This window comes from Acidimicrobiales bacterium (genome assembly GCA_033344915.1).
Taxonomy (GTDB): Bacteria; Actinomycetota; Acidimicrobiia; order Acidimicrobiales; family Aldehydirespiratoraceae; genus JAJRXC01.
This window is the reverse complement of record JAWPML010000001.1, coordinates 4050379-4073900: the sequence shown is the minus strand read 5'-3', so window position 1 is coordinate 4073900 and position 23522 is coordinate 4050379. Positions and strand designations below refer to the sequence as shown.

Genomic DNA, 23522 nt, shown 5'->3' with positions numbered 1-23522 from the left:
AGTCCGACAAACAAGCGCCTAGCCTTCCGCCCCATGGATCTGTCGGGGGTGTGGCGGGCCGCTCCGGCGACCGAGGAGTTACGGCGCACGTTCCACGAGCCCGACCTCGACGATCGCGGGTGGAGCGCGGTACCGGTGCCGGGGCACTGGTCGACGGTCGAGGGGCTGACCGCGGCCCGCTCGGTGCTGCACCGGACCCGATTCGAACTCGGCCCCGTCCCCGAGGGGCGTCGCCGCTTCCTGTGTCTCGACGGGATCGCGCAACAGGGCGACGTCTGGCTCGACGGCGGGTATGTCGGCAACACCGACGGCTACTTCGTCCCCCACCGCTTCGAGATCACCGACCTCCTGGCCGACCAACGCGAGCACGTGCTCGGGATCGACGTGAACTGCAGTCGCTTCGGCGATCCCGACGGTCGCACCGGCATGATGGGCGCCCTCCAGGACCCGGAGCTCTCCGGGGCCGCCGGAGAGAACCCGGGCGGCGTCTGGGGCCGGGTGCACATCCACGAGACCGGAAGCGTGGCCATCCGGTTCTTCCGCGCCATCTGCCTCGACGCGAATCCGACCCGCGCCCGCATGTCCATGCGCTGCGTGCTGGACGTCCCCGACGGCGGAACGGTGACCCTGCGCACCCGCGTCGCGGGACACGAGCACGAGCACGTCCACTCGGCGGCGGTCGGCGAGAACCGGATCGAGTGGACGCTGGACGTGCCCGCCCCGGCCCTGTGGTGGCCCCACCGACTCGGCGACCAACCGTTGCACGATCTGCGTTGTGACGTCGTCGTCGACGAGGTCGTCCACGACCACCGGGCGGTGCGCGTCGGGTTCCGGTCCGTCGCCATGAAGGGTTGGACCGTCTCGGTCAACGGTGAACGGCTCTTCCTCAAGGGAGCCGGCATCCTCCCGACCACGCCCCGCCCCGGCGACGCCACCGCCCAGCAGGTCGCGGGCGACGTCGGTGCCGCGCGCGACGCCGGGCTCGACCTGCTCCGGGTGATCGCCCACATCGCCCGCCCGGAGCTCTACGACGCCGCCGACGAGCTCGGCGTGCTGTTGTGGCAGGAGATGCCACTGCGCGGCGTCATGGCCCGTGGCGTGCGGGGGCAGGCCACCCGACAGGCACGCGAAGCCGTCGACCTCCTCGGGCACCATCCGGCCCTCGCCGTGTGGTGCGTCCACGACGAACCCTTCCGGCGACCGACCCCGCCCACGGCGACGCCGCCGGTCGTCGGACAGCAACCGCCGTCGTGGAACCGCGACATCCTCGACCGCTCGGTCAAGCGGGTGCTCACCCGCACCGACGGCTCCCGTCCGGTCATCTCCCACACGGCGGTGCCGCCGCACTTCCCGTCGTTCGACGGGACCACCAGCCACCTCTGGTTCGGCTGGCACGAGGGCCGAGCCGGCGACCTCGCCGCCACCGCGGCCCGGGTGCCGCGCATGGCCCGGTTCGTGACGGCGTTCGGCGCGGCGTCGGTCGACCCCGGGAGCGACCTCGTGGCGGATCCGCGTTGGCCCGCCGTCGACTGGGAGGCCCTCGCCGCGGCGTTGGGCGCGTCCGTCGGGTCGCTGCACCACCTCGTCCCGCCCACCGGTGTCGAGGACGGCGCGGCCTGGGCCCGGCTCACCCAGGCTGCCCAGGCCGAGGTGATCCGCACGAGCGTCGAGTTGCTGCGCCGGCTCAAGTACCGGCCGACCGGCGGCTTCGCCCAGTTCTACCTCGCCGATCCGTCACCGGCCGGCGGCTTCGGCGTGCTCGACCACGATCGCCGCCCGAAACCCGCGTGGCAGGCCCTGGTGGACGCCTGTCGACCGGTCATCGTGGTCGCCGATCCCCTTCCGGCCGTCGCGCACCGGGGCGAGGCCCTGGCCGTGGCGATCCACGTGGTGTCCGACCGGCGCGAAACGATCGACGACGCCGTGGTGCGGGCGACGGTGCGTTCCCACGACGGGACCGGCGAGACGATCGACACGCAGACCCAGGCCTGGGGTGGCGCCATCGCCGCCGACGAGTGCTCACGCATCGGCGAGCTCTCGTTCGTCGTGCCGGACGGGACGGACCGAATCGTCGTCGATCTCGACCTCACCGGCGCCGACCTCTCGGTCACGAACCGCTACTCCGCACCGGTGAGGTAGCGGCGGGCAGAAGTGGGCCGCAGCCGTGCCGGGGAAGTACCGTGCGCGATACCCGCGTGAGAAGAAGGTGCACCGGAATGGCACAGGCAACATCACCGTCGCGACACGACGTGGCACCGGTCCGGAAACGGCCGCCACGACTCCCGTGGCCGCTGAACATCTACCAGACCGCCGTCGGCAAGAAGTACGCGATGGCGATCACCGGCATCGGGCTGCTCGGGTTCGTCCTCGTGCACATGATCGGCAATCTCCACCTCTACGAGGGCCCGTACCAGGTGCACGCCTACGCCGAGGCCCTGCGTGACCTCGGCGGCCACCTCGCCCCCCGCACGTTCCTGCTGTGGGTGATGCGGCTCGGGCTGATCGGCATGTTCGCCGTCCACATCCACAGCGCCTGGTCGCTGAGCCGGATGAGCCACAAGGCCGACAGCGCCTATGTCGGCGCCCGCACCTACACCGCGGCGACGTTCGCCAGCCGCACCATGCGCTGGACCGGCCCGATCATCCTGCTCTACGTCCTGTTCCACCTCGCCGACCTCACCTGGGGTTGGGTCGATGACGACTGGGTCCGGGGCGATCCGTACCACAACGTCTACAGCTCGATGAGTGCCGTCCCGATCGCGCTGATCTACATCGCCGCCAACGTCGCCCTGGCGATCCACATCTTCCACGGCGCATGGTCGATGTTCCAGAGCCTCGGCATCAACAACCCCCGGTTCAACTCGCTGCGTCGGGGGATCGCCCAGGGTCTCGCCGGGGTGATCCTGGTCGGCAACCTGAGCTTCCCGCTCGCCGTGCAGTTCGGCCTGATCGACGAGGACAATCGGGCCGATCCGATCGGGTTCACCGAGGACGTGATCGACACCGATGTGGACCACAGCGAAGGAGGAGGCGACTGATGGTCACCCTCGACGCCAAGATCCCGGACGGGCCGATCGCCGAGAAGTGGGACAACCACAAGTTCTCGGTGAAGCTCGTCAACCCGGCCAACAAGCGCAAGTTCGAGATCATCGTCGTCGGCACCGGGCTCGCCGGCGCCTCGGCCGCCGCCTCGCTCGCCGAGCTCGGCTACAACGTGAAGGTCTTCACGTTCCACGACTCGCCGCGGCGGGCCCACTCCATCGCCGCCCAGGGCGGCATCAACGCGGCGAAGAACTATCGCAACGACGGCGACTCCGTCCATCGCCTGTTCTACGACACGATCAAGGGTGGCGACTACCGGTCCCGCGAGGCCAACGTCCACCGCCTCGCCCAGGTGTCGGTCAACATCATCGACCAGTGCGTCGCGCAGGGCGTGCCGTTCGCCCGCGAGTACGGCGGCCTGCTGGCCAACCGCTCGTTCGGCGGCGCCCAGGTGAGCCGCACCTTCTACGCCCGCGGTCAGACCGGCCAGCAGCTGCTGCTCGGGGCGTACCAGGCGCTCGCCGCCCAGGTCGCGGCGGGCAAGGTGACGCTCTACAACCGTTCCGACGTGCTCGACATCGTCACCAAGGACGGCGAGGCGTGCGGCATCATCACCCGCGACATGCTGACCGGCGAGGTCCATGCCCACAACGGTCACGCGGTCGTGCTGGCGACGGGCGGCTACGGCAACGTCTACTACCTGTCCACCAACGCGATGGCGTCCAACGTCACCGCGGCGTGGCGGGCCCACCGCCGGGGCGCCCTTTTCGCCAACCCCTGCTACACCCAGATCCACCCGACCTGCATCCCGGCGAGTGACGAGTTCCAGTCGAAGCTCACGCTGATGTCGGAGTCGTTGCGCAACGACGGCCGCATCTGGGTGCCGAGCAGCCGGGACGACTCCCGCGCCGCCGCCGAGATCCCCGAGGACGAGCGCTACTACTACCTCGAGGAGAAGTACCCGAGCTTCGGCAACCTCGTGCCGCGCGACGTGGCGAGCCGCAACGCGAAGACCGTTGTCGACGAGGGTCGCGGCGTCGGCCCCCTGAAGAACGGCGTCTATCTCGACTTCGCCGCGGCCATCGAGCGTGACGGTGTCGAAGCGGTCAAGGAGCGCTACGGGAACCTGTTCGACATGTACGAACGGATCACCGGCGAGGACCCCTACCAGCGGCCCATGCGCATCTACCCCGCCACCCACTACACGATGGGTGGCCTCTGGGTGGACTACAACCTGATGACCACGGTGCCCGGCCTCTACGCCCTCGGCGAGGCCAACTTCTCCGACCACGGCGCGAACCGGCTCGGTGCGTCCGCACTGATGCAGGGCCTCGCCGACGGCTACTTCGTGCTGCCCTACACGATCGGTGACTATCTGGCCCCGAAGCTCGGCGACGACGCGGTGCCGACCGACGATCCCGTGTTCGGCAACGCGCTCACGACGATCGCCGAGAAGAACCGTCAGTGGACGGCCAAGCGAGGCACCCACGGTGTCGAGCACTACCACCGCGAGCTCGGCAAGATCGTCTGGGAGTACTGCGGCATGGCCCGCAACGAGGCCGGCCTCCAGAAGGCGCTCACCGAGATCCCCGCCCTGCGCGACGAGTTCCGCAAGAACGTCAAGGTGCTGGGCAGCAGCGAGGGCATCAACACGATGCTCGAGAAGGTGAACCGGGTCGACGACTTCATGGAGTTCGCCGAGCTGAAGGTCCGCGACGCACTCCATCGCCGGGAGAGTTGCGGCGGCCACTTCCGCGAGGAGTCACAGACCCCCGAGGGCGAGGCGCTGCGTGACGACGAGAACTTCGCCTACGTGGGTGCGTGGGAATGGAAGGGCGAGGACAACGAACCCACCCTCCACAAGGAGGACCTCGAGTTCGAAGTCGTCGCGCTGACCCAGAGGAGCTACAAGTGAGCGGCATGCTGAACCTCAAGCTGAAGATCTGGCGCCAGGACGGGCCCCACTCGCAGGGGGCGTTCCTCGAGGTCGACGCGCACGACATCCCCGAGGACGCGTCGTTCCTCGAGATGCTCGACATGGTCAACGAACGACTGATCGCCGACGACGTCGAACCCGTCACCTTCGGGCACGACTGCCGTGAAGGCATCTGCGGCACGTGCGGCGTGATGATCAACGGTCAGGCCCACGGCCCGGAAAAGGCCACGGCGACGTGCCAGCTCCACATGCGCAAGTTCCACGACGGCGACGAGATCGTCATCGAGCCGTGGAAGGCCGAGGCGTTCCCGGTGCTGAAGGACCTGATGGTCGACCGGCGGGCGTTCGACCGGATCATCGAGGCGGGCGGCTACATCTCCGTCCCGACCGGCACGCCCCAGGACGCGAACGCGACCCTCATCCCCAAGGAGGTCGCCGACACGGCGATGGACGCCGCGGCCTGCATCGGCTGCGGTGCCTGCGTCGCCGCGTGTCCGAACTCCGCCGCCCAGCTCTTCACCTCCGCCAAGCTCGGCCACCTCAACGTGTTGCCCCAGGGCCAGTCCGAACGGTGGAAGCGCACGGAGGCCATGGTCGAGACCATGGAGGACTTCTTCGGGTCGTGCACGAACCATGGCGAGTGCCACGACGCCTGCCCGAAGGAGATCAGCCTCGACTTCATCGCGTTCATGAACCGCGACTACGTCAAGGCGAAGATCAAGAACCGCTCGCTGGCGTCGCAGTAGCCCGACCGGCCGCGCTCGTACGCGGGTTCACAATCGGCCACCGCGCGAGGTTCCCCTTGACGTTCTCCGCCTCCGGCGCGACGGTGACAAACGTCACATCCAGTTGGTTCTGCCGGTGTCACCCGCTCGACGCACTCGCCTCGACGCACCGTCAGGATCGGTGACCGAAGGGAGGACGGCGCTTCGAAGCACGGCACGATCCGGCCAACGGAAACCGTGCGCCTCAGATACCGCCATACGAACCCACGACGAAACGTGGCAGGAACCGCTCCCACGAGCTTCTCGCGCCCGAAGCACCTCTACGAAGGTGTGAGGAGAAGCGCTCCAGAGAGAAGATTCCAATGCTGCGACGGCGTGGTGAGGACCTTCCTTCACAGATGAGGCACCCCCGCCCCGGGGTGTCTCATCTGGCCGTTTTGGCCTCCCCGAGATGGGCGAGGAGCCGTGGCATCAGGTCCCGGGCGAGCGCGTCGGGGACATCGTGGCCGAGCCCCTCGACCTCCACGAGCACCGCGCCCTCGATGCCGGCCGCGAGCGCCCGCCCGTGGGCCGGCGGGAAGACGGGATCGGCCGTGCCGTGCACGATCATCGTGGCGACGTCGATCGACGCGAGCCGATCGAGGCGGCCCGGACTGGAATGGACGGCGATCCCGTGGCCGGTCTCGGGCGCCCAGCCCGTGCGGAGTTCCGCGTCCGCCAACGCCGCCTGGCGTGGCCCATCGACGGGATAGCCCGGCCCGCTGAGCAGCTCGTCGAGTTCGACCAGCCAGCGCACACGGCCCTCGCGGTCCGGAGGCGGGCCCGCGAAGAGTCGCTCCGTCATCTTCTCGAGGAACTCGTCGAGCGGGCCGGGAAGTCGATCGTCGCCGGGCGCGGGGCTCGACCCGAACAGGGTGAGGGAACGGACCCGTTCCCGGTGGTCCAACGCGAGGAGCTGGGCGATCATGCCGCCCATCGACCGGCCGATGGCGTGCGCCGCCTCGATGCCGAAGTGGTCGAGCAGACCGACGGTGTCCGCGACCATGTCGTCGAGGCGGTAGGCGTCGTCGGGGCCGAACCGGGTCGATCGACCGCAGTCACGATGGTCGAAGCGGAGCACGCGGTAGCCGTCGCGCACGAGCGGATCGACGATCGCCGACGACCACCGGAACCCGGGCGCGTCGGACCCGGCGATCAACACCACGGCCTCGCCGTCCACCGGTCCCTGGATGTCGGCCCACAGGTCGACGTCGCCGACCCGGACCGCCTCGCCTCGTGCTGCCTCGCTTGCCGCGTCAGTCATCGGCGCCAACGGTACTGTCGGCCCCCGTGATCCAGAAGGCCGGTGCCCAACTCGTCCGCGGATTCCTCATGGGTGCCGCGGATGTGGTGCCGGGGGTGTCCGGCGGCACGATCGCCCTCGTCCTGGGGATCTACCAGAAGCTGATCGACACGATCCGCGACGGCGCCCGGGCGCTGGGCACGCTGCTGCGCGGCGATGTGAAGGGCTTCTGGACCCGCATGCGCGCCATCGACTTCTGGTTCATCGTCCCGCTCGGCCTCGGCATCCTGATCGCGGTCGGCGCCCTGGCGTCGGTCATCGAGACCCAGCTGCACGACAACCCCGAGGCGATGGCCGGACTCTTCTTCGGGCTCGTCGTCGCCTCCATCGTGGTCGCGCTGGGCCTGCTGACGGAGCGAACGGCGCAGGCCGGGCTGATCATCGCCGCCGTCGCGGTCCTCGTCTTCCTCCTGCTCGGCTACCAGTCCGGGCCGGTCCTCGACCCGTCGCCGTTGGTCTTCGTCGGCGCTGGCGCGCTGGCCATCTGCGCCATGATCCTCCCCGGCATCTCCGGGTCCTTCATCCTGTTGATGATCGGGATGTACGCGGCCGTGATCCACACGATCGACGAACGGGAGATCGTGGACGTCCTCCTCATCGGGCTCGGGTGTGTCATCGGACTCGCCGTGTTCTCCTCGATCCTCGGTTTCGTGATGGATCGGGCGTTCGACACCGTCATGGCGGCACTGATCGGGCTCATGGTCGGATCGCTGCGGGTGCTGTGGCCCTGGCCGAACGGTGTCGGCGTGATCTCGGAGGACCAGACGGAGGTGATCGACGGCACCGGCCTCGAATGGCCGGCCGAGGCGGGCGACTGGGTCGGGCCCAGCCTGCTGGCGGTGCTCGCGGCGATCGTCGTGCTCGGGATTGCCCGGGTCGGCGCCCGCTACACGGCCGACTGAGCGGGCAGGTCGACCCAACCGGGTCGGTTCCCCCCGACCCACCCGCGTCGCACGGGCACGAGGACGCCATCGTCGTTCGGCAGGCCCACCGTGAGGGCCGCCTCGATCGCCTGCTCCTGCGGGCGCGACCGATCGTGTGACGCCCGCCGCCGCCGTCCGGTGCCGTCGAGATCCCACGTCCGATCCGCGATCAGAACCTCGCCGTGGACACGGATGTCCATCCCGAACGAGGACGCGTCGCCCTCGGGCGCACCGACGGTGTCCAGGTCGAGATCGAGCCCGACGGGCACCCGCTCGCCGTAGGTCGCGGGCGTGATCGTCTCGGCCGGGTCGACGACGAGACCGAAGGCCTCGAGCCCGATGGTCCAGTGGTCGAGCGGCGTCTCGCAGCAGAACTCGGTCCACACACCCGGGGCGCGGAACTCGAAGGCGCCGGAGACGACCGGGAGGTCGTGGTCGACGACCACCACGGGGTCCTCGCCGGCGGGGAGGAGCGCCACCAGGAAGCGCGTGGCGCCGGCCGTCCGGCGGACGTCGAGCCGCAGCCACCCCGCGATCGATCGGTCCTCGGCCACGAAGTCCACCTCGATCAGATCGATGTCGGCGGCCCTCGGGACACCCCGGTCGTCCGCCTCGGTGACGTGCATCACGCCAGGGTGGCAGACGCCACGCCGCCCGGCAGGATTGGGCCCGTGACCGACGAACTCCCCGACTTCGACGCCGACACCGCCGTCACCGCACTCGGCGACGATCGCTACGGCACCACGCTGCTCGACCGCTGGAACATCGTCGCCGGACCCAACGGCGGCTACCTGGCGGCGCTCATCGCCCGGTCCATGACCGAAACGATCGCCGATCCGGCTCGCGGCCTCCGCTCGCTGACCGTGCACTTCCTGGCCCGGCCCGAGTTCGACGAGGCGGAGATCTCGGTCGACGTCATCCGTTCCGGTCGCAGCCTGTCGACCGTTCACGCCACGATGACCCAGGGTGACCGACCGATCTGCTCGGCGATCGCCGCCTTCTCGATCCCCTGGGAGTCGGCCGTGGCCGGATGGTCGGTGCCCCTGTCGGCCCATGCCGACGACGAGGGCGTCGATCACGACAGCGTCCGACCGCCCGTGGCACGGAACTGGACCGGTCATCCGATCACCGACGCGCCCTTCTTCTCCGGTGAGGGCTCGTCGCGCGTCGGCCAGTGGATCCGCGCCGCGGAGCCACGACCATTGGACGCGATCGAACTCGTCGCCATCGCCGACGCCCTCCCGCCGGCGGGCTTCCCGCGTATGACGGAGCGGGCCGCGATGCCGACGGTCGACCTCACCGTCCACATCCGGGCCTCGCTCCCCCTCGATCCGGCGCCGCCCGACGAGCGGGTCTACGCCGAGTGCACGACCCGCCATGTGGCGGATGGCTTCGCCGACGAGGACTGCGACATCTGGTCCAGTGACGGACGCCTTCTCGCCCAGTCCCGCCAGTTGGCCATCACCCGCTGACGTGCCGCGCCCGGGCACCGGGCCGACTGGTCGTCGCCACCGTGGCCCCTCGTAGTCTCATCGGGTGCACACGCTCCGCCGCGCCCTGCTTATCGGCCTCACGTCGCTCGCCCTGCTCGGGTGTGCCACCGACGACCCGCTCGTCTTCGAGATCACCGCCCAGACGACGACCACGGCCCCACCGAGCGACAGCACCCAGGACGAGAGCGTCGTCACCACCACCACGGTCTTCCCGCCGATCGCCGAGGACTTCCCCCGCCCGTCCGCCGACAAGTTCGTCGACTTCCGTGGTCAGGACATCGTGGAGATCGAGATCCGCGACAACGTCTTCGACGCCCGCTTCTTCCGGGTCGATCCGGGCACCCAGATCGTGTTCGTCAACCGCGGGGCCAACACCCACAACGTGCGCCCGTCGGCCGAGGGTGCCTTCCCGCCGATCTCCGACGACGCGCTCGCCGGGGGCCCGCAGGCGTTGGTTCTCGACGCCCCCGGCGATTACCCGTTCTACTGCTCGATCCACGGCACGAGCACCCGCGGACAGACCGGCTACGTGATCGTCGGCGCCGGCTGAAGCCGAACGCGGTTCGCCCCGAGTCTGCGGGCGCGGCGACAAACCCGTAGCATCGGCGTCCATGTTGCGACGCCCACTGCTCAAGCTCCTCGCCCTCCTCGCCGTGTTCGGCCTCATCGCCGCCGCCTGCGGTGACGACGGCGACTCGAACGATGCCAACGTCGTGTCCGGCGACACCGACGACGGCGGCGACGACACCGGCTCTGATGACACGGCCGACGACTCCGGTGACGACACGGGCTCCGACGACACCGGCGACGACGGCGACACGCCCCCGGAGCAGGACTGGACGACCCACAACGTCCCGGCGGACTACCCCACCATCCAGGCGGCGGTGGATGCCGCCGAGCCGGGCGATCTCGTGCTGATCGACGCCGGCGTCTACCACGAGGCCGTCGTCGTCCAGACCGACAACATCGTCATCCGCGGCGTCGACCGCAACACCGTGATCCTCGACGGCGAACACGCCGACGGCATGGAGAACGGCGTCATCGTGTTCTCGAACGGCGTCGCCGTGGAGAACCTGACGGTGCGCAACTACACCGGCAACGGTCTCTTCTGGACGGGCGACTACGGCAGCGACATCCTCGTCGACGGCTATCGCGCCTCCTACGTGACGGCCCACAACATCGGCGTCTACGGCATGTACGCGTTCAACGCCGTGAACGGCCAGATCGACCACGCGTATGCCGGCGCCAGCGACGACTCGAGCTTCTACATCGGCCAGTGCAACCCCTGCAACGCCCTGCTCTACGACGTCGTCGGCGTCAACAGCCAGCTCGGCTACTCGGGCACGAACTCGACCGGCACGATCGTGGCGAACTCGGAGTTCTACGACAACATGATCGGTGTCGTGCCGAACAGCCAGGACGGCGAGGAGCTCGCCCCCAACGCGGGCACCACGATCATCGGCAACTACATCCACGACAACAACAACACCGAGGTCCCGAGCCGCAACACCGGCTTCCAGACCGGTCTCGGCAGCGGCGTGGTCTTGACGGGCACGACGAACAACATCGTCGAACGCAACCTGATCGTGGACAACGAACGGGCCGGCGTGATCGTCGTCGATTGGATCGACGCGATCTTCGCCAACGGCAACGGCCGCGACCATCTCGCGGCGGACAACATCATCCGGGACAACGTCATCGAGGGATCCACACTCGAGGCTGACCTGCTGATGGCGCTGTACAGCAACGAGAACGGCGGCAACGGCAACTGCTTCTCCGGCAACACCACCGGCGCGACCACGCCGGCGGACATCGAGACGGTGCTGCCGTGCGACGGCGCCGACACCGCCGAACTGTTGACGCTGCTCGAGCTGCTCGAGAAGTTCAACGTCGGTTTCGACCCGGTGGACTACAAGGACATCCCCGCCCCGGAGCTGAACTTCGAGACCATGCCCGGCGACCCGCTCACCGATCCGCCGATGCCGGCCATCGACGTCCCCATGGTGCTCGATCTGGACGCCATCCAGGTCCCCGAGCGTCCCTGACCAGCGGCCCCGGTCCGGGGCCTAGAGCGATTCGAGAAACGCCAGGAGGGCCGCGCGGTCGTCCGCGGACATCGCCCGGAATGCATCGGCGCTCGCGGTCGCCTCACCGCCGTGCCACAACACGGCTTCTTCGTAGTCGCGGGCCCGGCCGTCGTGCAGCAGGGTCGTGTGGCCGCTCACGGTGTCGAGCAGGCCGATGCCCCACAGCGGCGGCGTGCGCCATTCCGTCGCCACGAGCTCGCCGCCCACGGTCCGGTCACCCAACTCGATGCCGAGATCGTGGAGCAGCAGATCCGAGTAGGGCTGGATGAGCTGGTTGCTGAGACCCTGGATCGGCCCCTTCCGGGTCGTGTAGCCGCCGGTGTGACAGCTCGCGCAGCCGGCGTCGATGAAGAGCTCGCTGCCGCGTTCGACGACCGGATCGCCGATGTCGCGAGCCCCCGGAACCGCGAGGATCTGCGTGTAGACGGTGAGATCGAGCAGCTGTCGGTCCGTGACCTCGCCGCCGGCCGGCTCCTGGACACCGAAGTTCGGGTCCCCGTAGTCCTCGACGTTGTACTCCGTCGAGAGCGGCACCCCCGCCCGCAGGCAGGGCGCCCAACGGTCGCAGAGATCCGACGGGAAGTAGCGCGACGTCAGGCTCATGTCGTTGAAGAGCGCAGTCGCCGTCTGCTGTTCGACGGTCGGCTGGGTCGCGTTCCACCCGAATCGACCGATGGCCGGCTCGTCGGTGAGTAGATGCACGGCCTCACCGAGACGGCCGCTGATGCCGTCGCCGTCGAGGTCGTCGGGGTCGGCGAGTGCGACGAGATCGGCATCCGGAATGAGCTCGAGCAGGCCCATGCCGGGAAGCTGCGGAGCGACGCGCACGCCGAGCACCGCGTCGTCAGGGAGCCCGGGGCCCTCGGCGACGGTCGCCGTGTAGATCGGTCGGCGCAGCGAATACGGCGTGCCGTCGTCGTAGACGCCTGCGATCTCCTCGTAGGCGACGGTCACCAGTGCTTCCGGATCGCCGTCGAACGCCTGGGACGAGAGCCCGGCGCCGTAGTGGTCGATGATCGACGGATCATCGGTGGTCAGCCGCACGGTCATCCCGGTCGGCAACGGCCCATCGCCGGCCGGGCCGGCGGAGCGGCCGTCCTCGAGGTGACAGTTGGCGCACGCGCGGGCGTCGAAGTTCGGTCCCAGGCCGGAGAACTCCTCGCCCGGACGCGGGTCCCAGGTCGCTTCGAACACGTCCTTGCCGTCGGCGAACGCCTGGCGCTCGTAGTGGTTCACGTTGCGGGCCGTGAGGCTGAACGCCCGCTCGCTGTCGTCGAACGCCGTGCCCATGCCGCCGGTGCGGACGGTGCGGACCGACTCCAGTGCCTGGCCGCCCGCGTCACCCGTCGCCCCCGCATCGACGTCGCCGGCGGGCGCGCCCGAATCGTCACCACACGCGAGCAGCAGAAGGGCGACACCGAGCACGAGGGCGGCCAGTCGAAGTCGGGAAAGGATCAACGCTCATCCTCACGGGGCAGGGACACCACGAGGGTACCGAGGAGGCGGTCGTGCAGACCCCGCCCGTCGGCCGCGATCACGATCGAGACGAGCAGCACCAGCACCACGACCAACCCGAACACGCCGAGGAAGATGAGCGGGAGGTACAGCACCGCGGCGCGACCGAGGGCCATCAGTGCGCCCGGGGCCCGGCTGGTGAGCCGGATGCGCAGTCCCAGCAGCGCCTTGCCCGCGGTGGCCCCCCACAGCACCGCCGGTACGACCTCGTACGCCGCCACGATGACGAGCAGGAGCACGACGGACCGGGCCGAGTCGAACCCGAGCCGGGCCTGCCGTTGACCGAGCGGGTCGCCGCCCAGCAGCCGCTGGTCGATCTCGACCAGCACGAACACCACGAGCCACGTCAACGCCACCACGTCGATGATCCGGGCGCCGAAGCGCCAGCCGAGCCCGGCCGGGAGTTCTCGCGTCGTCAAGAAGCCGAGGCTAGGAGCGCAGCCCCTAGCCTGACCACGTGGCTGACCTCGATCCCGCGAGCTGGCTCGCCCGCCTCCAGGCCCGCGCCGCCGACCTCTCCCCGCCCGCCGAGCTCGCGCTGCGCATCGAGCAGCGCTTCGACGACGAGGCGGTGTGGCACGTCGTCATCGCCGACGGCGAGGTCACCGTGGCCGCCGGGCCCGATCCGGACGCCGATGTGTCGGTGGCGACCAGTCGTGAGGTGGCGGCACGGCTCGCGGCCGGGGACGGGTCCGCCCAACGCGCCTTCCTGGACGGCGACCTCCGCGTCGGCGGCGACATCGCCGCCCTGCTCGCGAACCGCGAGGCACTGGCCCAGCTGGGCGCCCTGCTCCGCGCTACTTGAGGAACTTGCTCGTGGTGTTGTCCGCCAGCTCCTTGCCGCCCGTCTGACACGTCGGGCAGTACGCCACCGTGTAGCGCCGGTACTCCACGGAGCGGACCTCGTCGTCGCAGTCCTGGCACGGAAAGCCGATCCGGTGGTGCACCGCGCTCGGTCGGTCCGCCGACTTCCCGATGTCGTCGAGCGTGCGTTCGAACTCGATGTGGTGCCGAATGACGGACTGCATCGCGTCGTGGAGCCGGTGGATGTCGTCGGCGGGAAGCTTCTTCGTCATGGCGAACGGCGAGAGCTTCGCGGTCCAGAGGATCTCGTTCGACAGCAGCCGGCCGATCCCGGCGATGCGGCGCTGATCGCGCAGGAAACCGTGGACGCGGGTGTTCTCGGACGCCAGCGCCGCCGCCAGGTCGTCACGGCTCATCGACGTCGCGTCCGGGCCGAGATGATCGACCGGCTCCTGGCCCTCGGGGTCACCGGCCACGAGCCAGACACCGGCCTTGTGCTCCGTGCCGGCCTCGGTCAGCAACAGGGCGCCGCCGTCGGCGAAGACCCAGCGGGCCATACCGCCGCGGGGCTTCTTCGCCTGCTTGGGGTCCGGCCGGAGGCGGCCACCCTGCATGAGATGGATGACGAAGGTCAGGTCGTCGAAGTGCAGGTAGAGGTACTTTCCGCGGTGCCCCGTCCCCGTCAGGGCGCGGCCGTACGCGTCGTCGGGGCGGGGTGCGTAGGTCTTGAGCGCGGTCAGGTGGAGCGGACGGAAGGCCGTCAGCTCGGCCCCCAACCAGTTGTCCGCCAGCCGTTCGGCGTGGGCGGTGATCTCCGGCAACTCCGGCATGGACGAAAGGCTAGGCCCCGAGGTGCGATTCTGCCTCTGGCAGAACGGCTCCTCCCCACCGTTCGCCGTTGCCACACTCGGGACATGACCCTCTCCTCCAACTCGGCTCCCGCACTCACCGACCGCCTCTTCGAACAGCGCATCCTGCTGCTCGGCGAGGAGGTCGGCGACGAGAGCGCCAACCGGCTGGTCGCCCAGCTCCTCGTGCTCGCGGACGACGACCCCGACAGCGACATCTGCCTCTGTGTCAACTCCCCCGGCGGATCGGTCCTCGCCGGGCTGGCCGTCTACGACACGATGCAGCTCATCCCCAACGACGTCGCAACGGTGGCCGTCGGCTTCGCCGCGAGCATGGGTCAGATCCTGCTGTGCGCGGGTGCCCCGGGGAAGCGCTACGCGCTCCCCAACGCACAGGTGGTCATGCACGAAGGGTCGGCCGGGTTGGGCGGTTCGGCGGCCGACGTCGAGATCCAGGCCGCCAACCTCGCCGCCACCCTCGACCGGATGCGCGGCATCATCGCCCGCCACACCGGCCACCCGATCGAGCAGGTGATCGACGATGTCGGGCGCGACCGGTGGTTCGACGCCGAACAGGCCAAGGCGTACGGGTTCGTCGACCATGTCGTGTCGTCGATCGACGAGATCGTGCCGGCGCGCCCCACCCGCCGCATCGGACTGGTGGGATCGGATCGATGAGCAGTTACACGATTCCCACCGTGGTCGAGTCGACCCCGCGGGGCGAACGGGTCTCCGACATCTACAGCCGCCTGCTCGGCGAGCGGATCGTGTTCGTCGGCACGCCGATCGACGACGGCGTGGCCAACGTGATCGTCGCTCAGATCCTCCACCTCGCCGCCGAGTCGGCGACCGACATCCAGCTCTACCTCAACTCCCCGGGCGGCTCGTTCAGCGCCATGATGGGGGTCTACGACACCATGCAGTACGTGGCCGCCGACGTGGCGACGCTGTGCATCGGCCAGGCCACCTCCACTGCGGCGATCCTGCTGGCCGCCGGGGCCCCGGGAAAGCGGGCGGTGCTCCCTCATGCCCGGGTGCTGCTCCACCAGCCCCACACCGAGGGCACGCGAGGCTCGATCAGTGATCTGGCACTCGAGGCGGCAGAACTGGCGCGGGTACGGATCGAGGCCGAGACACTGCTCGCCACCCACTCCGGGCGAACGGTCGAGGACATCCGAACGGACACCGACCGGGCTCTCGTGCTCGCCGGCCCGGCGGCGGTGGACTACGGGATCGCCGATCGTGTCGTGGATCGGATGCCGGCGTCAGGCGGCGAGCAGGACGGGGCCCTGGCCTTGCGGCCGTAGCCGGCGGGTCGATCGCTCGAGCACGTCGCCGAGGTCCAACCCGAGCGCGGTGTGGACCGCGTGGAGGACGTCGGAGGAGACCTCCTTGCGGCCCCGCTCGATCTCGGAGAGATACGGCACGGAGACCGCGGCGGTCTCGGCGATCTCCGCGAGCGTGCGGCCCTGCCGCCGGCGTTCGTCACGCAGCACGTCGCCGACGACGTCGCGCCATCGCATGTCCCGGCCACCGACCGGGAAGAGCACGATGTCCGCGCCCGCTTCGCTCGTGTCGTCCGGTACCGACTCGGCCATGCCGACGAGCGTACCCGGCTGTGGCGATGCGCTCAGATCAGTCCGAGATCCCGGACGGTGTCGCGCTCCTCGGCGAGCTCGGCGACGGTCGCGTCGATCCGGCTCTGCGAGAACTCGTCGATGTCGAGCCCCTGCACGATCGAGTACTCGCCGCCCGAGCAGGTGACCGGGAAGGAGGACATGAGCCCCTCGGGCACGCCATAGCTGCCGTCCGACGGGATTGCCATGGAGACCCAGTCACCGTCCGGCGTGCCGAGCACCCAGTCGTGGACGTGGTCGACCGCGGCCGACGCCGCCGACGCCGCCGACGAGAGGCCGCGGGCCTCGATGATCGCCGCGCCCCGCTGCTGCACCGTGGGGATGAAGGTGTTCTCCAGCCAGTCCTGATCACCGACGGCGGCCGCTGCGTTCTGGCCGTTGACCTCGCAGTGGAACAGGTCCGGGTACTGCGTGGCGGAGTGGTTGCCCCAGATCGTCATGTGGGTGATGTCGTTGACCGAGGCATCGAGCTTCTGGGCGAGCTGAGCCTTCGCCCGGTTGTGGTCGAGGCGGGTCATGGCCGTGAAGCGGGCGTCGTCGATGTCGGGCGCGTTGTTCATGGCGATGAGCGAGTTGGTGTTGGCCGGATTGCCGACGACGAGCACCTTGATGTCGTCCGCCGCGTTGTCGTTGAGGGCCTTGCCCTGGACGGTGAAGATGGCCCCGTTGGCCTCGAGGAGGTCCTTGCGCTCCATGCCCTTCGAACGGGGGCGCGAGCCGACGAGCAGGGCGATGTTCGCCCCGTCGAACGCGGCGTTCGGATCGTCGCTCTGGGTGATACCGGCGAGCAGCGGGAACGCGCCGTCATCCAACTCCATGGCGACACCTTCGAGGGCGCCCATCGCGGGCGGAATCTCGAGCAATTGGAGGATGACCGGTTGACCCGGGCCGAGCATCGAGCCGCTGGCGATGCGGAAGAGGAGGCTGTAGCCGATCTGGCCGGCGGCGCCGGTGACGGCAACGCGAACGGGCTCGTTCATGATTTCTTCTCCGTGTACGGATGGTTGAGATTGTGGGCAAAACCCACGAAAACCTAGCGTCGAACCGGGCCGAATGGCCCATTGAAGGGATGTGCGCCGCCGCCGACGGAGACCCATGCCTGGGTTCACCACCGATCTCGGACGCATCGCGGTGGAGCTTCCGGACGCGATCGTCATCCTCGAACCCGATGGTGCGATCTCCTGGGTCAACCACGCCGCGGTCGATCTGATCAAGCTGGACCCGGCCACGTGGCTGGGTCGCAGCGTCTTCGAGCTCCTGCACGAGGACGACCATGCCATCGCGTTCGCGGCGTTCGAGGGTGTCGCCACGCAGGAACGCGGGTCCCTGATCGACGTCCGGGTCAAGGACGGACTCGGTGCCTGGCGACAGCTCGAGATCCGAGGGCGGATGGTCCCGGCCGGCGACGGCGACGACGGGTTCATCGTGGTCGTGCTGCGCGACGTGGCAGACCGTCAGCAGCTCGAGCTGGGGGGCGGCAATCCCGAACAGTTGCGCGCCCTGGTCCACCATGCGACCTCGCTGCTCGTCACCCTCGACGAAGAGGGCCGCATCCTGCGGGCCAACGCCGAACTGTCGCGGATGCTGCACCACGACCTCGCGCTCGTCGCCGGGGAGCCGTTCGAGATGCTCGTCGAGGCGAACGACCGGGCCCTGGTCCGCGGCGCGATGCTCCGATCGGAGCGGACGGAGCGGCTCGAGGCGCGGATGATCCGCCCCGACGGCGAGCTCGTGACCGTCGACCTGTCGATCACGGATCTCCGTAACGATCCGCTGGTGGCCGCCTACGTCGTGTCCGCCACCGACATCACGGACCTGAAGACCACCCAGCAGGCGCTACGCCACATGGCGGACCACGACGGCCTCACCGGCCTGCTGAGCCGTCGAGCCCTGCTCGCCAAGCTCGACGACTTCGTCGACGACGGCTTCCAGAACGAGATCGTCGTGCTGTTCTGCGACCTCGACGGCTTCAAGGCGGTGAACGACCGGATCGGGCACGCGGCCGGCGACCAGGTCCTCGTGGAGGTGGCCCGGCGTCTCGAGCGCTCGCTGCGACCGGGCGACCTCGTGGGCCGCCTCGGCGGTGACGAGTTCGTCGTCGTGCTGCCCCGCGCCGACGAGGCGATCCGCGACGAAGTGTCCGATCGCATCCGTGCGGCGCTGAGCGAGTCGATCTTCGCCGGCGACCAACTCGTGGAGGTCGGCGTCAGCATCGGCAGCGCGATGACCGGCGACCACCCCACGGCCGCCCGGCTGCTCGCCACCGCCGACGACGCCATGTACGAGGTGAAGCGGTCCACCCGGGGCGCCTAGCCCCTCAATCCTCGGTGGTCTCCCGCCGATTGGACACTGTGACGACGCTGACCGCACCCGCCCCGGCCGCGCCCGACGAACGACTCTCCCGGTACCCGAAGGCGCTCCTCGGCGCGCTCGCCCTCGCGTTCGTGCTCGTCCTGGTCAGCGGCTCCGGGTCCGACACCGCGTCCGGCCGGGTGGGCGGCGACTTCCCCGCGTTCTACGGCGCCGGCACCATCGTCGCCGATGGCGACATCGACCAGCTGTGGAACCTGGAGGTCCAGCAGGCGGCGCAGGTGGATCTCCTCGGCGACGAGGACGGGTTCATCATGTTCCCCTACGCACCCCATGTCGCCGCGGCCTACGCCCCCCTGTCCGCGCTGCCGTACCGGGTCGCGTACGCGGTCCACACGGCCCTCATGGTCGGCCTCCTCGTCGGGACGTTGCAGCTGCTCCGGCCGCTCGTCCCCGCCGTCGACCGCTACTTCCCTCTCACGCTCGCCGCCGTGATGACCGCCTACCCCGTGTTCGTCGGCGTCGGGGGCGGACAGAACACCGCGCTCTCGCTGTTCCTCCTCGCCGCCGTCTGGCGAACGCTGCACGACGATCGCGAGGCACTGACCGGCCTCGCGCTCGCCCTGTTGCTCTTCCGACCCCAGTACGCGATCCCGCTCGTCGGCCTGCTCTTTCTAGGACGACACTGGCGCGCCGTCACCTGGGCCGGCGCGGGGGCGATCGGCGTCTGGCTCGTCAACACCGCGCTGCTCGGCCCGGCGTGGATCACCGACTGGCTCGACGGCGTCCGTCCCCTGCTCGAAGCCGACGCCGAGGTGAACGCGGCGAACGAGATCGCGCCGATCGGCTTCCTGCACGCCCTGTGGGGCACCGAGAGCACCGCTGCGCTCCTCGTCGGCGGGCTCGTGTCCGCCGCCGTGATCGCCGTGCTGACGACCGTGTGGTGGCAGGGGCGACTCGCCCTCGATGCCCGGTTCGCGATCACCACCGCCGGGCTCCTGCTCGTCGGACCGCACACGATCTACTACGACAGCGCCCTACTGCTCTTCGCCACGCTGGTCCTGCTCGACCGCGGGCACATCGACGTGCGCATCGTCGCCGGGGTGTGGGCGCTGGGATTGGTGCACCTGGGGAAGGGCGTCGTCGATGCCTCCCCGCTCGCGCCGTTCGTCGTGTTCGCGTTCGCTGCCGTCGCGGTGCTCCTGGCGCGTCAGCCCGAGGAGCGGGTGTTGCCGATCCAGGACTCGTGGAGCCCGCGATAGATCCCGTCGACCGCGACGAGTTCGTCGTGGTGGCCCTGCTGCACGATGCGGCCGGCGTCGAACACGAGTACGAGATCGGCCCGTTCCGCCGTGGAGAGACGGTGGGCGACGGAGATGGTGGTCCGTCCGACCGCGAGCCGCGCCAGCGCTGACGCAAGGGCTTCCTCGGTCTCCGGATCGACCGCGGAGGTCGCCTCGTCGAGCAGCAACAGACCGGGGTCGGCGACCTGGGCCCGGGCGAGCGCCACGAGCTGGCGTTCGCCGACCGAGAGCCGGCCGCCGCGTTCGCCGACCGGGGTGTCGATGCCGAGGGGCAGGCTCGCCAACCAGGCGCCGAGACCGAGCGACGAGATCGATTCCTCGGCGTCGGCGCGGGAGGCGCCGATCCGGCCGTAGCGGATGTTCTCCTCGATCGTGGTGTCGAAGAGGAAGCCGTCCTGGGGGACCATGCGGATGGCGGCGCGGCGCGACGCCGGGTCGACCGTCCGGAGATCGAGCCCGCCGATCTCGACGACCCCCTCGATCGGGTCCGCGAGTCGGGCCAGGAGGCGGGCGAACGTGGTCTTGCCGCTGCCGGTCTCACCCACGATCGCGACGTTCGCCTCGGCCTCGATCCGCACGTCGACGTCGTGGAGGACCTGTTCGCCCGTGCGATAGCGGAAGCTGACGCCGGTCGCGGCGACCGCCAGCGGGCCGCTCGGGAGGTGAGCGCCGAGCTCCGGCTCCTCGACGTCGATCGGGACGTCGAGCACGCGGAGGATCTTCCACCAGCCGGCCAACGCGGTCTGGGTCTGGTCGAGGACCTCGCCGAGTTCGGCGATCGGGTTGAGCAGCAGGTTCACGAGGAACAGGAACGCGACGAGTTCGCCGACCCCCACGTCGACGATGTCGGCGTACCAGACACCCACGCCGACCGCGGCGGCGAGCGACAGTGACGAGAAGAAGTCCACGACCGGCAACAGGCCGGCGAACCAGATCGTCGAGCGCATCTGCGATCGGTACTGGTTGTCGATCGCGTCGTCGAGCCGGGCCCGCACCGGTGCGTCGTAGCCGTAGGCCCGGATCACGGGCGCACCGGTCACCGCTTCGGAGGTCTCGCCGAGCGTCTCGGCCACGCGCGTGCGCACGAGGCTGTAGGCGCTGAACTGCTTCACCTGCACCCACTTGAGGAAGGGCAACAGCGGCAGATGGCACGCGATGACCACCAGGGTGAGCTGCCAGTTGTAGACGAGCATCACGAGCAGGGCGCCGGAGATGATCGCCGAGTTGATGATCCAGCTGATCGCCCCCCACTGGGTGAACTGGGCGAGCGACTCGACATCGGAGGTCACCCGGCTCACCAGCACGCCGCGGCGGCTCTCGCTGTGGTCGGCCAGGCTCAGCTTGTGGATGTGGGCGAAGGCCCGGGTCCGGAGGCCGAGCAGGACGGCCTCGGCCGCGATGACGAGGCGGATGTGGGCGACACGACTCGCCGCCATCACTCCGATCACGATGAGGAACGCACCCAGCGAGACCGCCCAGACGAACCCGGGGCGATACCCGTCGTCGCTGAGTACGCCACGGTCGAGGACCTGCTGGATGGTGATCGGGATGATCAGGCGACCGACCGCCGCGACGAGGGCGAGGGCGACCGTGACCCGGAGGCCGGTCCGCAGTTCGGGGCTGATCGCCAGCCCGCGGCGCAGGACCATGATCGCCGAGACGTCGTCGACGGAATCGTCGTCGAGGAGGCGCACCGGGTCGTCGAGGTCGGGCTGGCCGGGCACCGCGGTCATGACGACTCCGCTTCGTAGGCGGTGACGAGCGTGCGATAGTCGTCGCGCCCGAGCAGCTCGGCATGGGTGCCGATCGCCACGACCCGGCCGTCGTCGAGGTACACGACCCGGTCGGCCAGCGTGATCGTCGAGATGCGATGGGCCACGACGAGCAGGGTCGTGTCGAGCTCGCGCTGGAGGTTGTCGAGGATCTCGGCCTCCACGAGCGGATCGACCGCGCTGGTGGCATCGTCGAGCAGCAGCAGGCGGGGAGAGCGGGCCAGGGCGCGGGCCAGGGCGACCCGTTGTCGCTGCCCGCCGGAGAGGGTCTGGCCGCGCTCGCCGACCACGGTGTCGGCGCCCTCGGGCATCGCCTCGACGAACTCGGTGGCCCGGGCGATCGCCAACGCCCGCGCGACGACGTCGTCCGACGCGCGGCCCATGCCGACGTTCTCCGCGACCGACTCGGCGAAGAGGAACGCCTCCTGGAAGACGAGCGCGGCGCGGGCGGCCAGTTCCTCGGGGGCGAGCTGCTCGACGTCGACCCCACCGATGTGCACGGTTCCCCGTTCGCGATCGAGGAGGCCGACGATCGACTCGACGAGGGTCGTCTTGCCCGATCCGGTCGCGCCGACGATCGCGACGGTCTCACCGGCGGCCACCGTGAACGAGACGTCGCGCAGCACGTCGTGGTGGCCGTAGCGAACCGTGAGTCCGTCCACCACGACGTCCAGCGGGGTCTCGGCCAGCCCGCCCTGACCACCGCGTGGCTCGACGGGATACGCCATCACCCGGTCGACGCGTTCGAGCGACACCACCGACCGGGGCATCTCCTCGAGGAAGAACCCGAAGACGCGCAGCGGGGTCGTGAGGAGACCGAAAAGGCTCGCCGCCAACACGATGTCGCCCGGGGTCGCGTCGCCCCGCGAGATCAGCCACGTGCCGGTGAGGATGAGCAGGACGATCCCGCCGTTCGGCAACGCGTCGATGACCGGTTCGAAGTTGGCCCGCAGCCGACCGACGTGGATCCGCGCCTGACGCAGACGGTCGGACGCCTCGGTCATGCGGCGGACCTCGTCCTCCTGGCGGCCGAGGGTCTTCACGACGAGGGCACCGTCGAAACTCTCATGGGCGACCGCCGAGACCTCGCCGACCCGCTGCTGGGCGAGAGCGGCCGGGCCCTCCACCTTCGCCGTGTAGATGCGGCTGAGCACGACCAGGGCGGGGAACAGCACGGCGGCGATGAGCGCCAGCGTCCAGTGGACGAGCAGGATGCTGACGATGGCGACGATGACCAGCAGCACGACGCTGACCGAGAACGCCAGCGGCTTCAGCACCATGGTGGCCTGCACGAGATCGATGTCGGCGTGCGCCAGCAGCTCCCCGGTGGGCTTCGAGCGGTGGAAGCGCAGGGGCACCTCGAGATAGTGCCGGAGGAGATCCCGGCGCCAGTCGCGCTGCGTGCGGTACTCGGCCATGGACAGGAAGAGCCGGCGCATGACCACCGTGGCCCCCCGGGCCATCGACACGCCGACCAGCGCGGCCACGGCCCGCCAGACGTCGCCCCCGTCCACCCGGCCGTCGTCGAACGCCGGGACGATCAGATCGTCGGTGATGGCGCGCAGCACCCAGGCGCCGCCCACCGCCGCCAGGACGAACAGCAGCGCCGCGACCATGGCCGTCAGGTGCGGCCACGGATGGGCGCGCAGGGACCGGGCGATCAGCCGACCGCCCCGTCGCCACACATGCTCGACCTCGCCGCCTTCGAGGCGCGCCCCGACCACTTCTGTCACGGAGCCACGGTATCGGCGGCCCCCCACGAGGCCGCGACGATTTTCAGAGGC

General features: G+C 69.8%; 22 protein-coding genes. 13 read left to right on the top strand and 9 right to left on the bottom strand.

What is annotated here, in order from left to right; genetic code table 11:
• Positions 1-33: 33 nt before the first annotated feature.
• From R8F63_19805 to R8F63_19790, 4 genes are all read left to right on the top strand, one after another.
• Complete coding sequence (locus tag R8F63_19805; GenBank protein MDW3220854.1) at positions 34-2139, top strand: hypothetical protein; 2106 nt, start codon at positions 34-36, stop codon at positions 2137-2139.
• 110 nt (positions 2140-2249) lie between these two features.
• Entirely contained in the window at positions 2250-3038 is a 789-nt protein-coding gene (locus tag R8F63_19800; protein MDW3220853.1) for a succinate dehydrogenase cytochrome b subunit, read from the top strand.
• On the top strand, positions 3038-4957 hold the full coding sequence (locus tag R8F63_19795; GenBank protein ID MDW3220852.1) for a fumarate reductase/succinate dehydrogenase flavoprotein subunit: 1920 nt from the start codon (positions 3038-3040) through the stop codon (positions 4955-4957). Before R8F63_19800 ends, R8F63_19795 begins: the two co-directional genes overlap by 1 nt.
• Before the next feature lie 5 nt (positions 4958-4962).
• A complete protein-coding gene (locus tag R8F63_19790; protein ID MDW3220851.1) occupies positions 4963-5724 on the top strand; it encodes a succinate dehydrogenase/fumarate reductase iron-sulfur subunit in 762 nt (253 codons plus the stop codon).
• Positions 5725-6127: 403 nt separating this feature from the next.
• Here R8F63_19790 and R8F63_19785 read toward each other — a convergent pair whose 3' ends face one another.
• Positions 6128-7006, bottom strand: coding sequence for an alpha/beta hydrolase (locus tag R8F63_19785; GenBank protein MDW3220850.1), 879 nt, complete (start codon positions 7004-7006; stop codon positions 6128-6130).
• Between the two features lie 26 nt (positions 7007-7032).
• Between R8F63_19785 and R8F63_19780 the strand changes: the two genes are divergently transcribed.
• Entirely contained in the window at positions 7033-7947 is a 915-nt protein-coding gene (locus R8F63_19780) for a DUF368 domain-containing protein (protein ID MDW3220849.1), read from the top strand.
• Here R8F63_19780 and R8F63_19775 read toward each other — a convergent pair.
• Complete coding sequence (locus R8F63_19775) at positions 7932-8594, bottom strand: hypothetical protein (GenBank protein ID MDW3220848.1); 663 nt, start codon at positions 8592-8594, stop codon at positions 7932-7934. The two genes, R8F63_19780 and R8F63_19775, sit on opposite strands and share 16 nt — an antisense overlap.
• Before the next feature lie 45 nt (positions 8595-8639).
• Here R8F63_19775 and R8F63_19770 point away from each other — a divergent pair, with 45 nt between their 5' ends.
• From R8F63_19770 to R8F63_19760, 3 genes are all read left to right on the top strand, one after another.
• Positions 8640-9440: a thioesterase family protein gene (locus R8F63_19770; protein ID MDW3220847.1), complete on the top strand. Its 801-nt coding sequence runs from the start codon at positions 8640-8642 to the stop codon at positions 9438-9440.
• 64 nt (positions 9441-9504) lie between these two features.
• The gene (locus R8F63_19765; GenBank protein ID MDW3220846.1) at positions 9505-10011 is read left to right on the top strand and encodes a plastocyanin/azurin family copper-binding protein; all 507 of its coding nucleotides are present in this window, start codon (positions 9505-9507) and stop codon (positions 10009-10011) included.
• A 61-nt stretch (positions 10012-10072) separates the two neighbouring features.
• The gene (locus tag R8F63_19760; protein MDW3220845.1) at positions 10073-11506 is read left to right on the top strand and encodes a right-handed parallel beta-helix repeat-containing protein; all 1434 of its coding nucleotides are present in this window, start codon (positions 10073-10075) and stop codon (positions 11504-11506) included.
• A gap of 21 nt (positions 11507-11527) precedes the next feature.
• Here R8F63_19760 and R8F63_19755 read toward each other — a convergent pair whose 3' ends face one another.
• A complete protein-coding gene (locus R8F63_19755; protein MDW3220844.1) occupies positions 11528-13006 on the bottom strand; it encodes a di-heme oxidoredictase family protein in 1479 nt (492 codons plus the stop codon).
• Positions 13003-13482, bottom strand: coding sequence for an RDD family protein (locus R8F63_19750; protein MDW3220843.1), 480 nt, complete (start codon positions 13480-13482; stop codon positions 13003-13005). The genes R8F63_19755 and R8F63_19750 overlap by 4 nt, the downstream gene beginning before the upstream one ends.
• A gap of 38 nt (positions 13483-13520) precedes the next feature.
• On the opposite strand from R8F63_19750, the gene R8F63_19745 reads away from it, so the two are divergent.
• A complete protein-coding gene (locus R8F63_19745; GenBank protein ID MDW3220842.1) occupies positions 13521-13868 on the top strand; it encodes an SCP2 sterol-binding domain-containing protein in 348 nt (115 codons plus the stop codon).
• Here R8F63_19745 and R8F63_19740 read toward each other — a convergent pair.
• Positions 13861-14697, bottom strand: coding sequence for a DNA-formamidopyrimidine glycosylase family protein (locus tag R8F63_19740; protein MDW3220841.1), 837 nt, complete (start codon positions 14695-14697; stop codon positions 13861-13863). The two genes, R8F63_19745 and R8F63_19740, sit on opposite strands and share 8 nt — an antisense overlap.
• 84 nt (positions 14698-14781) lie before the next feature.
• Here R8F63_19740 and R8F63_19735 point away from each other — a divergent pair, with 84 nt between their 5' ends.
• Together R8F63_19735 and R8F63_19730 are read left to right on the top strand one after the other, a co-directional pair.
• On the top strand, positions 14782-15393 hold the full coding sequence (locus tag R8F63_19735) for an ATP-dependent Clp protease proteolytic subunit (GenBank protein ID MDW3220840.1): 612 nt from the start codon (positions 14782-14784) through the stop codon (positions 15391-15393).
• Positions 15390-16022, top strand: a complete 633-nt coding sequence (locus tag R8F63_19730) for an ATP-dependent Clp protease proteolytic subunit (protein MDW3220839.1) — start codon at positions 15390-15392, stop codon at positions 16020-16022. Before R8F63_19735 ends, R8F63_19730 begins: the two co-directional genes overlap by 4 nt.
• Here R8F63_19730 and R8F63_19725 read toward each other — a convergent pair.
• The gene (locus R8F63_19725) at positions 15981-16313 is read right to left on the bottom strand and encodes a helix-turn-helix transcriptional regulator (protein ID MDW3220838.1); all 333 of its coding nucleotides are present in this window, start codon (positions 16311-16313) and stop codon (positions 15981-15983) included. The genes R8F63_19730 and R8F63_19725 overlap by 42 nt on opposite strands.
• A gap of 32 nt (positions 16314-16345) precedes the next feature.
• The gene (locus R8F63_19720) at positions 16346-17332 is read right to left on the bottom strand and encodes a malate dehydrogenase (protein MDW3220837.1); all 987 of its coding nucleotides are present in this window, start codon (positions 17330-17332) and stop codon (positions 16346-16348) included.
• Between the two features lie 115 nt (positions 17333-17447).
• Here R8F63_19720 and R8F63_19715 point away from each other — a divergent pair, with 115 nt between their 5' ends.
• A complete protein-coding gene (locus tag R8F63_19715) occupies positions 17448-18665 on the top strand; it encodes a sensor domain-containing diguanylate cyclase (protein MDW3220836.1) in 1218 nt (405 codons plus the stop codon).
• Between the two features lie 38 nt (positions 18666-18703).
• Complete coding sequence (locus R8F63_19710; protein ID MDW3220835.1) at positions 18704-19924, top strand: glycosyltransferase family 87 protein; 1221 nt, start codon at positions 18704-18706, stop codon at positions 19922-19924.
• Here the strand turns inward: R8F63_19710 and R8F63_19705 are convergent.
• Positions 19873-21699, bottom strand: a complete 1827-nt coding sequence (locus R8F63_19705; protein MDW3220834.1) for an ABC transporter ATP-binding protein — start codon at positions 21697-21699, stop codon at positions 19873-19875. The genes R8F63_19710 and R8F63_19705 overlap by 52 nt on opposite strands.
• Positions 21696-23471 carry an ABC transporter ATP-binding protein gene (locus R8F63_19700; protein ID MDW3220833.1) on the bottom strand — a complete coding sequence of 592 codons (1776 nt, stop codon included), beginning with the start codon at positions 23469-23471 and terminating at the stop codon, positions 21696-21698. Before R8F63_19700 ends, R8F63_19705 begins: the two co-directional genes overlap by 4 nt.
• Positions 23472-23522 lie beyond the last annotated feature (51 nt).